This is a genomic window from Rhizobium sp. SYY.PMSO, assembly GCF_046840415.1.
In the GTDB taxonomy this organism is placed as follows: Bacteria; Pseudomonadota; Alphaproteobacteria; order Rhizobiales; family Rhizobiaceae; genus Rhizobium.
The window spans coordinates 828,037-839,797 of sequence record NZ_CP177349.1 but is presented as its reverse complement, the minus strand read 5'-3'; the positions used below and the strand labels follow the sequence as shown (position 1 = coordinate 839,797).

At 61.8% G+C, this 11,761-nt stretch carries 10 protein-coding genes; 6 read left to right on the top strand and 4 right to left on the bottom strand.

What is annotated here, in order from left to right; genetic code table 11:
* Positions 1-102: 102 nt before the first annotated feature.
* Positions 103-1,176 (top strand): phosphoribosylformylglycinamidine cyclo-ligase, encoded by a 1,074-nt coding sequence (gene purM / locus ACJJVH_RS04080; RefSeq protein ID WP_412064788.1) that lies wholly within the window; start codon positions 103-105, stop codon positions 1,174-1,176.
* Positions 1,173-1,844 carry a phosphoribosylglycinamide formyltransferase gene (gene purN, locus ACJJVH_RS04075; protein ID WP_412064787.1) on the top strand — a complete coding sequence of 224 codons (672 nt, stop codon included), beginning with the start codon at positions 1,173-1,175 and terminating at the stop codon, positions 1,842-1,844. The genes purM and purN overlap by 4 nt, the downstream gene beginning before the upstream one ends.
* 271 nt (positions 1,845-2,115) lie before the next feature.
* On the opposite strand, the gene ACJJVH_RS04070 is transcribed toward purN, so the two are convergent.
* From ACJJVH_RS04070 to ACJJVH_RS04060, 3 genes are all read right to left on the bottom strand, one after another.
* Positions 2,116-3,285 carry an alpha-D-ribose 1-methylphosphonate 5-triphosphate diphosphatase gene (locus ACJJVH_RS04070; protein ID WP_412064786.1) on the bottom strand — a complete coding sequence of 390 codons (1,170 nt, stop codon included), beginning with the start codon at positions 3,283-3,285 and terminating at the stop codon, positions 2,116-2,118.
* Positions 3,286-3,433: 148 nt separating this feature from the next.
* On the bottom strand, positions 3,434-4,027 hold the full coding sequence (locus ACJJVH_RS04065) for an NUDIX domain-containing protein (protein ID WP_412064785.1): 594 nt from the start codon (positions 4,025-4,027) through the stop codon (positions 3,434-3,436).
* Complete coding sequence (locus tag ACJJVH_RS04060) at positions 4,024-6,147, bottom strand: molybdopterin-dependent oxidoreductase (protein WP_412064784.1); 2,124 nt, start codon at positions 6,145-6,147, stop codon at positions 4,024-4,026. The genes ACJJVH_RS04065 and ACJJVH_RS04060 overlap by 4 nt, the downstream gene beginning before the upstream one ends.
* Before the next feature lie 81 nt (positions 6,148-6,228).
* Between ACJJVH_RS04060 and ACJJVH_RS04055 the strand changes: the two genes are divergently transcribed.
* Positions 6,229-7,080, top strand: a complete 852-nt coding sequence (locus ACJJVH_RS04055) for a 23S rRNA (adenine(2030)-N(6))-methyltransferase RlmJ (protein ID WP_113435188.1) — start codon at positions 6,229-6,231, stop codon at positions 7,078-7,080.
* Between the two features lie 29 nt (positions 7,081-7,109).
* Positions 7,110-7,703: a glutathione S-transferase gene (locus tag ACJJVH_RS04050; RefSeq protein WP_113435189.1), complete on the top strand. Its 594-nt coding sequence runs from the start codon at positions 7,110-7,112 to the stop codon at positions 7,701-7,703.
* 108 nt (positions 7,704-7,811) lie between these two features.
* Here the strand turns inward: ACJJVH_RS04050 and ACJJVH_RS04045 are convergent, their stop codons facing one another.
* Positions 7,812-8,444: an outer membrane protein gene (locus ACJJVH_RS04045; protein ID WP_112797169.1), complete on the bottom strand. Its 633-nt coding sequence runs from the start codon at positions 8,442-8,444 to the stop codon at positions 7,812-7,814.
* Between the two features lie 363 nt (positions 8,445-8,807).
* Between ACJJVH_RS04045 and ACJJVH_RS04040 the strand changes: the two genes are divergently transcribed.
* Both ACJJVH_RS04040 and uvrC read left to right on the top strand, forming a co-directional pair.
* Positions 8,808-9,575, top strand: coding sequence for an SDR family oxidoreductase (locus tag ACJJVH_RS04040; protein ID WP_113358095.1), 768 nt, complete (start codon positions 8,808-8,810; stop codon positions 9,573-9,575).
* Entirely contained in the window at positions 9,572-11,611 is a 2,040-nt protein-coding gene (uvrC, locus tag ACJJVH_RS04035; RefSeq protein ID WP_113385156.1) for an excinuclease ABC subunit UvrC, read from the top strand. The genes ACJJVH_RS04040 and uvrC overlap by 4 nt, the downstream gene beginning before the upstream one ends.
* Positions 11,612-11,761: the final 150 nt, after the last annotated feature.

Here is an 11,761-nt window from a genome sequence, read left to right as displayed (position 1 = left end):
GGGGTTTGCGGCGCTTGCGCCTTGCATAAAGGCCCCTATCATGCAATGGCGACCCGATCAAAGCCCTGTCGCGACGGACAGGTGGCCATCGGAGGCGGAAGCATGAGCCAGTCTGGAAAAAACGGTCTGACCTATAGCGACGCGGGCGTCGACATCGACGCCGGCAACCTGCTGGTCGAAAAGATCAAGCCTGCGGTCCGTTCGACGCGCCGGCCCGGCGCGGATGGCGAGATCGGCGGCTTCGGCGGCCTCTTCGACCTCAAGGCGGCGGGCTTCACCGATCCGGTGCTGGTGGCGGCCAATGACGGCGTGGGCACCAAGCTCAAGATCGCCATCGACGCGAACTATCACGACACCGTCGGCATCGACCTTGTCGCCATGTGCGTGAACGATCTGGTCGTCCAGGGCGCCGAGCCGCTGTTCTTTCTCGATTACTTCGCCACCGGCAAGCTCGACCCCGACCAGGGCGCGGCAATCGTCGGCGGCATTGCGGCCGGCTGCCGCGAGGCAGGCTGCGCGCTGATCGGCGGCGAAACGGCCGAAATGCCGGGCATGTATTCCGACGGCGACTACGATCTGGCAGGCTTTGCCGTCGGCGCGGCCGAGCGGGGCCAGCTGCTGCCCTCGGGCGATATTGCCGAAGGCGACATCATTCTCGGCCTTGCCTCATCGGGCGTGCACTCCAACGGCTTCTCGCTGGTGCGCAAGATCGTCGAGCTTTCCGGCCTCGGCTGGGATGCAGCCGCTCCCTTCGCCGAAGGCAAGGCGCTCGGCGAAGCCCTGCTGACGCCGACACGCATCTATGTAAAGCCGCTGCTCAAGGCCATCCGCGAGACGCACGCCCTCAAGGCGCTCGCCCACATCACCGGCGGCGGCTTCCCGGAGAATATTCCGCGCGTGCTGCCGAAGCATCTCGCCGCCGAAATCGATCTGGCCGCCGTCAAGGTGCCGCCGGTCTTCTCGTGGCTTGCCAAGACGGGCGGCGTCGAGGCCAAGGAGATGCTGCGCACCTTCAATTGCGGCATCGGCATGATCGTCGTCGTCGCTCAGGAAAACGTCGGGGCCGTGAAGGCCGCTCTTGAGGCCGAAGGCGAAGCGGTCGTTACGCTCGGCCGCATGATCGCGCGCGAAGAAGACGCCCACGGCACTGTCTACAAGGGCACGCTGGCTCTATGACCACGCCGCGCAAACGCGTCGTCGTCTTCATTTCCGGCGGCGGCTCCAACATGCTGGCTCTTCTGAAAGCCACGAAAGCAGCCGACTACCCGGCCGAGATCGTCGGCGTCATCTCCGACAAGGCGGATGCCGGCGGTCTGGCAAAGGCTGCCGCCGAGGGCATCGCCACCTTCGCTTTCGTGCGAAAGGAATTTGCCAGCAAGGAAGCCCATGAAGAGGCGATCCTTTTGCAGCTGGAAGCCCTCTCGCCCGACATCATCTGCCTTGCCGGCTATATGCGGCTGCTTTCCGGCCACTTCATCCAGGCTTACGAAGGCCGGATCATCAACATCCATCCGTCGCTGCTGCCGCTATTCCCCGGCCTGCACACGCATCAGCGCGCCATCGACGCCGGAATGCGCATCGCCGGCTGCACCGTGCATTTCGTCACCGAAGGCATGGATGAAGGCCCGGTCGTCGGCCAGGCGGTCGTGCCCGTGCTGACGGACGACACCGCCGATAGTCTTGCCGCCCGTGTCCTCACGGTCGAGCACCAGATCTACCCGCAATCGCTGCGGCTGGTGGCGGAGGAAAAGGTTCGGATGGAAGGCGGCAAGGCCGTGAGCCTTGCCAGCACGCCTGCGGTTCACGGACGGCAAATCGTGTCACTGCTTGGTGACGCACAATGATTAGGGACTTCCGGCGTTAAACAGCCCCCTCATCCGCCCTTCGGGCACCTTCTCCCCGAGGGGAGAAGGAGGGAGTGCTCAGGTGCCTTTCATTTTGGTAACGACGCAATAGATCCTGCCTCGGCGGCTGCATTTTAAGCGCCTGAACTTTTCTTGTGAGGCGTTTTGTAGGGATAGGCACGACTGAAAACCCCTTCTCCCCTCGGGGAGAAGGTGCCCGAAGGGCGGATGAGGGGGCCAGAGGCACCTCCATCCGCCTTTCAATTTTTACTCAGGCTGCCATCGCCATCAGCGGATGCAGGGTGCCATCGCTATAAACGATGCGGCCGCCGCGGAAGGTCGCGCGGATGCGGTGAACCGAGCCCGGTTCGACAGCCACCAGATCGGCGAGCTGGCCGACAGCGATCTCGCCGCGATCCGTCAGGCCCGCCGAACGGGCGGCATTAGAGGTTGCCGTGGCAACGGCCGCCGGCAGGCCGCCTGTCGCCGCTTCGGCAATCTTGAAGATCGCCGGCACGAAGGCGGCCGGATGATAATCGGCCGCGATGATGCCGAGCAGGCCGGCGCGAGCCGCATCGAGAGCGCTGAGATTGCCGGACATCGATTGGCCGCGCAGCGCATTCGGCGCCCCCATCAGCGTCCAAAGGCCACGGCGGCAGGCTTCTTCGGCTGCCGGGCCGGTCACGGGAAACTCGCTGATCGTCACGCCGAGGTCATGCATCGCCGCCACCTTCTCGGCGCTGTCGTCATCATGCGATGCCAGCGATAGATTATGCTTGAGCGAAAGCCCGACCACGTCATGCAGCTTGCGCTCGATTTCCGGATCCTGGCGCTGTGCAATACGCTTCGCGACGACTTCCTCGGCCGCCTCGCGCGACATGGAGCGGCGCTCGGACATGCTGCGGATATAGCTCTCGATATCGTTGTACTGCCCCTGCCCCGGCGTATGGTCGGTCAGCGAGACCATGTCGACGGCGCCCTCGTCCAGCAGCCGTTCCAGGGTCGGCGCCGCGCCGAGATTGGTGATTTCATAGCGGGCATGGACGCGATGATCGATCAGAAGCTCGTCGCGCAGATTGCCGATGCCGCGGATCACTGCCGAGGTGGTTTCGAGCGAGCGGACATGACCGTAGACGCTTTCGGTCGCAAACGAGAGGGCGGCAAAGGCCGTGGTGACGCCGGCGGCCGCCAGCTTCTTGTCCAGCTCGTGAATGCCGAAATCGATCGGCATCATCGCATTCGGCCGCGGTGCGATCTCGCGCTCCACCATGTCGCAATGCAGGTCGACGAAACCCGGCATCAGCAAGCGTCCGCCGCCATCGAAAGTCGGCCGTTCCACCGGCTCGGAACGGATTTCGGCAATCACGCCGTCCTCGATGCGCACCGCACCTCTTTCGACGACTTCATTGGGAAGAACGAGCGTGAAATTGCTGAGCCACATCGGCTTTCTCCTGAAACAGGGTCTATGATGAAGGAGGCTCGGAAACATTCGAATGTTTCCGGCCAGCACGCCCCGGTAAGCTTAATTCGTGACACTGTGATGAATGGCGGGATCGGAATTTCAACAAAGCGCCGGATCGTCCGACAGCCTATTTCAGGCCGGCAACATTCAACACCGCCCATTGCAGCAGCATGATCGTCTTGGCGTCGTAGATATCGCCCCTTTCGATCATTGCCAGCGCATCGGACAGCCGAATCTCCAGCACTTCGATATCCTCATGCTCTTCCGCAAGCCCGCCGCCGTCAGCGACGCGATCGGTCGTGTCTATCACGGCGGCGAAGAAATGAATGACCTCGGTGACGGAGCCCGGCGAGGTCAGCGCCTTGAACAGGAAGCGCACGTCACGCACGCGAAAGCCCGTCTCTTCCATGGCTTCGCGGCGGATCGCCGCTTCCGGCTCATCGTCATCGAGGAGACCGGCGGGCACTTCGATCATCCAGGCCGGCTCGCCGGCAAGCTGCGCCGGCAGGCGAAACTGGCGAACGAGCACCACCGTTTCGCGCTTGGGATCATAGAGCAGAATGCATGCGGCCGGCGTGCGATGGTATATCTCGCGCTTCAGGCGATGCGTTTCGCCGCGCGAGTCCGTGTAGTCGACCTCGAAGCTGCTCAGCCGCGTCCATTGATCCGCCAGCGTCTTTTCACCGACGATTTCGGCTTTCGCCTTTCCGAATCCTGTCATGCCATATCCTTGCAAAGCCATACCTTGTTATCGTGAACAGCCGCGCCGCCATAGGGCGCGACCGGATCGGCGCCGGTGAGAACGTTGATGCCCTCGCCGTCAACATGGGCCTTGTTCGGCCAGAGACCTTCGGCAATCAGCACGCCGGGCTTTACTTCCGTCGTCACGCGCGCATGGATGCGGATATCGCCGCGCCCATTGCCGATGCGAACCAGTTCGCCATGGGCAATATCAAACGCCTCCGCATCGGCCGGATTGATCATCACCTCGGGACGCCCCTCTTTCTGACGCGAGGTCTTCGTCTCCGAAAAGCTCGAATTCAGGAAATTGCGCGACGGCGACGTCGCCAGCCGGAACGGATGCTCGGGATCGGCCACTTCGATGACATCGACCTGATCCGGAAATTCCGGCAGCTCGACATGCGGCCCGAGCAACCCGACCGATGCGGGCGGGCGGTTCGGCGCCGGCTGGTTGGCCCAATCCGGGCGAAAACGGAACTTGCCGTCGGGATGGCCGAAACCGTTGAGAAAATGAGCATCCTCGAAGTCCGGCTGGCGGTCGAACCATTTGTGCTCGAGGAAATGATCGTAATCCGGCAGGCCGCTTCTCGACAGAACCCTGTCGATCATCTCGCGGGCCGAAAAGCCGAAACCGGGCCGATCCGCAACGCCGAGGCGCTCGGCCAGTTCCTCGATCACGAAGAGATTGCTGCGCACGGTCGGCGGCGGCTCCACCAGCTTCGGGCCGAGAAGAATGTGGTTCTGGCCCCCCGCCCGGTAGATGTCGTCATGCTCGACGAACATGGTGGCGGGAATGACGATATCCGCCATCTCGGCCGTATCGGTCATGAACTGCTCGTGCACGGCGACGAAGAGATCGGAACGGGCAAAGCCGCGCTTCACCAGCCGCTGCTCGGGCGCGATGTTCATCGGATTGGTGTTCTGGATCAGCATCGCCGTGACGGGACCGCGATGGCGTAGCGCCACGGCATCGCCGGTCAAGGCGCGGCCGATCTGCGACTGGTCGATCATGCGGACGTCGAGATCCTTCATGGCGCGTCCGGTCAGTTCGCTCGCATCCATGCGGAAGATATCGCTGTTCGAATGAAAGGCGCCGCCGCCCTCGTATTGCCAGGAGCCGAGAACGGTGGCGATCGACGCCGCCGCATGCATGGCGATCGCGCCGTTGCGCTGGCGGGTGAAGCCATAGCCGAGGCGGAAGTAGGTCTTCTTCGTCGTTCCCACCAACTTGCCGAATGCTTCGATCTCGTCAACCGAAAGTCCGGTAATGCCTGCAGCCCATGCCGGGGTCTTCGATTTCAGATGCTCTTCGAGCCCAGCCGGATCGTCGGCATACTTGGCCATATAGGCGCGGTCGGCATAACCGTCGCGGAAGGCGATGTGCATGACGGCGCAGGCAAGGGCCGCATCCGTGCCCGGCTTGACGATCAGGGCCATATCGGCCTGCTTCATCGTCGGATTGTCATAGATATCGACGACGACGATCCTGGCACCGCGCTCCTTGCGGGATTTCACCGCGTGGGTCATGACGTTGACCTGGGTCGCTACCGCATTCGTGCCCCATATGACGACGCAGTCCGTGCGGCCCATTTCCCGCGGATCGGGGCCGCGCAGCACGCCCGTCGCCATGGTGAACCCGGTCCAGGCCGGATTGGTGCAAATCGAGGAAAAGAAGCCGGAATAGCGCTTGGCGTGACGCAGGCGCTCGATGGAATCGCGCTGCACCCAGCCCATGGTGCCGGCATAGAAATAAGGCCAGATCGCCTCGCTGCCGTCCTTGGCCTCGGCCTTTACGAAGGCTTCGGCGATTTCGTCGAGTGCGGCGTCCCAGGAGATTTCCTGCCAGCGCCCCTCGCCCTTGGCGCCGGCGCGGCGCAGCGGCTTCATCAGGCGATCGGGATGGTAAAGCCGCTCGGCATAGCGCGCGACCTTGGCGCAGATGACGCCGGAGGTATAGGAATGGTCGTTGGCACCGCGAACCCGGCCGATCCTGCCGTCCTCGGTCAGATCGACCTCGAGCGCACAGGTGGAGGGACAGTCATGCGGACAAGCCGTGTGGCCGACACGCGATTTGGCTTGGATGGGGGTCGCAATGTTCATGATGTTTCTATATTTCAAGCGATGTCCGGCCACTAGAGACAATCCGGCCCATCTCAACAATTCATGCGGACTTCACCGACAATGAACTATCGGCACATCTATCACGCGGGCAATTTCGCCGATGTCTTGAAACACGCGATTCTCGCCCGCCTCGTCCGCTATATGCAGAACAAGGACAAGGCATTCCGCGTTCTCGACACGCATGCCGGCATCGGGCTTTACGATCTTTCGTCCGAGGAGGCCCAGAAGACGGGCGAATGGCGCGATGGCATCGGCAGGCTGCTGGAGGCGGACCTCGTGCCGCAGGTGGCCGGCCTGCTGGAGCCCTATCTTGCCGCCGTCCGCGAACTGAACCCGGAAGGCGGCGTCCGGCTCTATCCCGGCTCGCCGAAGCTCGCCCGCATGCTGTTTCGCCCGCAGGACAGGCTGTCGGCGATGGAACTTCATCCCGACGATTTTCAGCGGCTGCACCGCCTGTTCGAGGGCGATCATCACGCCCGCATTACCGAGCTGGACGGCTGGCTGGCGCTCGGCGCGCATTTGCCGCCGAAGGAAAAGCGCGGCATCGTTCTCGTCGACCCGCCTTTCGAAGAGGAAGGCGAATATGAGCGGCTGGCGGACGGCCTGGCAAAGGCATGGCGCCGCTTTCCCGGCGGCACTTATTGCCTCTGGTATCCGATCAAGAAGGATGCGCCCATCAAGCCGTTTCACGAGGCGTTGCAGGCGCTGGAAATCCCGAAGATGCTCTGTGCCGAGCTGACCATCAAGAGCGACCGCGGCTTCACCGGGCTCACAGGCTCAGGCCTCATCATCGTCAACCCGCCCTTCACGCTGAAGGACGAGCTGCATGCGCTGCTGCCGGCCTTGAAGGATATCCTGGCGCAGGATCGTTTCGCGTCGCAGCGCGCTTTCTGGCTGCGCGGCGAACATTAAGATTTTCAAGCACATCCACAGGTGATCTCATGAGACTTCTCTGCTCGTCCACCTCCCCCTTCTCCGCCAAGGTGCGCATGGCGACGCGCCATCTCGGCGTCAGGCTGGAGGAGATCCATGTCGATACGAATGCCGGGCCGGCGCTTCTCATCGACAACAATCCGCTCGGCAAGATCCCGACATTGCTGACCGGCGACGGCGAAGCCATTTTCGACAGCCGTTCCATCATGCATTATTTCGATCGGAAGGAAGGCAAGCTCTATCCGTCGAAGAAGAGAAAGCGAACCGAGATCGAGGTTCTGGAGGCGCTGATCGACGGCACGAACGAATGCCTTCTGTCGATCGTCTACGAGCGTCGCTTCCGCGATGCCGACAAGCAGTCCCAACCTTGGATCGACCGGCAATGGACGAAAGTCCGTCGCGCCCTCACCCATCTCGACGCCGAGCCGCCGAAGATCGGCAAGAAGCTGCATGCCGGACATTTCGCTCTCGCCTCCCTCATCGGCTATCTGCAGCTCCGTTTCGAAGGGCAATGGGAGGCGGATCATGCGGAACTCGTCGACTGGGCGCGCAAGTTCGAAAAGCATTTCCCGGACTATCAGGCAATGAAGCCCCATGCCTGACGGCGTGGCGGCCGTCTTCCGCGGCCGATCAGATTTTCGATATCGAACATAGAAAAAGGCCGGGGCGAAAACCCCGGCCTTTTTTCCTCAGGCTATGCCTTTGGATAATCAGAACTTGACGCCGATACCGACCTTGACGCTCTGCTCGTCGTAACCGCGCGAGAAGCTGCCGGAGTCGAGGTTGAAGTCCTTCTTGCCGTAGTCGGTGTAACGGTACTCGAGACGAGCCGTGATGTTGTTGGTGATGAAGGTTTCAGCACCAGCACCGACCGTGTAGCCGACAGCGGTCTTGCTTTCGGACGAGGTGTCGTCGGAGAGCTTGTTCTGGCCGAGAGCCAGACCGGCCGTGCCGTACAGCATGAACGGGTTGAAGTCGTAGCCGAGGCGGCCGCGAACCGAGCCGTTGACGCCGTTCTTGGCGGTCAGGCCGTTGCGGGTGCTGTCGGCGCCGGAGTAGCCGAGGTCAGCTTCAACACCATATACGATCTGGCCCTGCTGCCAGTTGTAGCCGGTGAAAGCCTGGCCACCGAAGGCATAGGCGTTGCCGTTGTGGCTGAAGTGACCGGCATTCCAGTCGCCTGCGCCGCCGATGTAGAAGCCGCTCCAGTTATTGACGGCCGGAGGGACATCCTGCGCGACGGGCGGCTGCGGGATCTGCTCAACAGCGTCTGCGGCGTGAGCTGCGGTGAAGCCGCCGAGAGCGAGAGCGGACACCATGAGGGTCGTTACGAGAGTACGCATACTTTTCTCCTTTCAGTCTCGTGGGCTTCGCTTACTGTCTTTAAGTTCGGAGCGTCACGAGCAATTAAAACATATCCCTCCCGGATCGATGCTGAAATTGGAATGCAAATGAGGAATTGGAAGAGCCAAAATATGATATCATTGTGGCACAGACATGGCTGAATTTCGATGTTGCTTCAGCGCAACAGACGAATTATTAACCATAACCAATGGTTAAAGCGTGTATACTTATTTTTATCTAACTATATCTCAAGTTTTACATAAGAAATCCCGAGAGCGCTATTCGCCCAACCATCTTTTCATATGGTGTATCGACGCCCTATATGAACGTCGATCGGGTAACGACGAGGAAAAGGCGAGATCTTGAGCCAGGAAAAACTACGCGCGGCATTGATAACGGGCGCCTCCAAAAGAATAGGCAGGGCGATTGCCGAGGATTTGTCGGACAGCGGCTTCGCAGTCGCGCTGCATGCCAATCAATCCTTCGCCGAAGCTTCGGAAATCGCGGCGAAATTGCGGCAAAAGGGTCGGAAGGCAATTGCGATCAAGGCTGATCTTCAGAATTTACACGAGACGTCAACCCTTGTCGAAAGGGCCGTGGCGGAGCTCGGTCCGCTCGATCTTCTGGTCAATAACGCCTCCGCTTTTCTCGGCGATTCCGCCGAGCGTTTCGATGCCGCAGCCTTCGAGGCGCATTTTGCCGTACACGTCCGCGCCCCGTCGATTTTGGCGGCGGATTTCTTCCGGCGGCTTCCCGAGCCGCATCCGGGCCTGATCGTCAATATGGTCGATCAGCGGGTCTGGGCTCTCAATCCGCGCTTCTATTCCTATACGCTGTCGAAGGCGGCGCTGTGGACGGCGACCCAGACGATGGCACAGAGCTTTGCGCCGCGCGTGCGCGTCAACGCGATCGGCCCCGGCCCGACGGTGCGGAGCGTGCGCCAGACCGAGGAGGACTTTCAAGCGCAGATCGACGGCCTCATATTAAAGGCGGCGCCGGGGCTCGAAGAATTCGGCCGGACCATCCGCTTTCTTTTTGACACGCCCTCGATCACGGGCCAAATGATAGCGCTCGATGGCGGCCAGCACCTTGCCTGGGAAACGCCAGACGTGTCGGAGAGTGCGGAATGAATGGAAGAAAGCTGCCCGATGGCGGCATTCTCTACGACGAATCGGAAGAGACCGAAGACGATATCGAGGTGGAAGGCGATGTCGCCGCCAGCCCTGCCGCGGCCATCGACTGGAATGAAGGCGTCAAGAACGAGACGGGGCTTCGCGGCGCCGAACTGATTGCCGAATTCGTCAAGCGGCTGCCCAACAATCCCGGCGTCTACCGCATGTTCAACGAGAGCGGCGACGTGCTCTATGTCGGCAAGGCGCGAAATCTGAAGAAGCGCGTCTCCAACTATGCGCTGGGCAAGGCCCATTCCAACCGCATCGCCCGCATGGTGCGCGAAACCGCCAACATGGAGTTCGTCACCACCCGCACCGAGACGGAAGCGCTGCTGCTGGAAGCGAATCTGATCAAGCGCTTGCGCCCGCGCTTTAACGTGCTGCTGCGCGACGACAAATCCTTTCCCTACATCCTGATCACGGGCGATCGCCGTGCGCCGGCGATCTTCAAGCATCGTGGCGCCCGCGCCCGAAAGGGCGATTACTTCGGCCCCTTCGCTTCGGCGGGCGCCGTCGGCCGCACCATCAATTCGCTACAGCGCGCCTTCCTGATCCGCACCTGCACCGACAGCGTATTCGAGACGCGTACGCGCCCCTGTCTGCTGTATCAAATCAAGCGATGTTCCGGGCCCTGCACCCATGAAATCAGCGATGAGGGCTATGCGGAGCTGGTGCAGGAGGCGAAGGATTTTCTTTCCGGCAAGAGCCAGAACGTCAAGGCACATATGGCCGACGCGATGAATGCCGCCGCCGAGGACCTAGATTTCGAGCGCGCCGCGATTTTTCGCGACCGGCTGGCGGCGCTGTCGCATGTGCAGAGCCATCAGGGCATCAATCCGGCCGGCGTCGAGGAAGCCGATGTCTTCGCCATCCACCACGAGGGCGGCATTTCCTGCATCCAGGTGTTTTTCTTCCGCACCGGCCAGAACTGGGGCAACCGCGCCTATTTCCCAAAGGCCGACCCATCGCTTTCCGGCGCGGAAGTGCTGAACGCCTTCCTGGCGCAGTTCTATGACGACAAGCCGGTGCCGCGGCAGATCCTGCTTTCGGAAACGGTCGAGGAAATCGAGCTGTTGGCCGCCGCACTCAGCGAAAAGGCCGGCCACAAGGTCGCAATCCTCGTGCCGCAACGCGGCGAGAAACGCGATCTGGTGGAGCACGTCATCGCCAATGCCCGCGAGGCGCATGGCCGCAAGCTTGCCGAGACCGCCTCGCAATCGCGGCTGCTCGAAGGCTTCAAGGAAACGTTCAAGCTCCCCTACGTGCCGCAGCGCATCGAGATCTACGACAACTCCCATATCATGGGGACGAATGCCGTGGGCGGCATGGTCGTGGCCGGGCCGGAGGGCTTCGTCAAAGGCCAATACCGCAAGTTCAACATCAAATCGACCGACATCACGCCGGGCGACGACTTCGGCATGATGCGCGAGGTCATGACACGCCGGTTCTCGCGGCTCCTGAAGGAGGAAGGCAAGCCAGACCGCAGCGGCGAGGCCGACGCCGGCGTCGAGGCCGCCGACCGCCCCTTCCCCGCCTGGCCCGATGTCATTCTCATCGACGGCGGCCAGGGGCAGATGACGGCAGTGCGCGCCATTCTCGAAGACCTCGGGATCACCGACAGCGTCATCGCCATCGGTGTCGCCAAGGGTGTCGACCGCGATGCCGGGCGCGAGCGCTTCTTCGCGCCGTCGCGCGAAAGTTTCACGCTGCCGCCACGCGATCCGGTGCTTTATTTCATCCAGCGCCTGCGCGACGAGGCGCACCGTTTCGCCATCGGTTCGCATCGCGCCCGGCGCAAGAAGGAGATGGTGAAGAACCCGCTGGACGAGATCGGCGGCATCGGCCCGTCGCGCAAGCGCGCGCTTCTCCAGCATTTCGGCACCGCAAAGGCTGTGTCGCGCGCCGCCCTTTCGGATCTGATGGCGGTCGACGGCATTTCGGAAGCCGTGGCGACGCAGGTCTACAACCATTTCCACGAGGATGCCGCGAAATAGGAAACGCAGGTCGCAAATTCCACGCAATAGCGGTGAAAAAGCAGAAACAATGTTGACGATAAACTGACCAAACCATCATTTAAGGCGTGACCACCAAAAAGTGCGAAGCGGTTTTTGGGATCACGCTCCATCGAATGACATGAGCCGGAT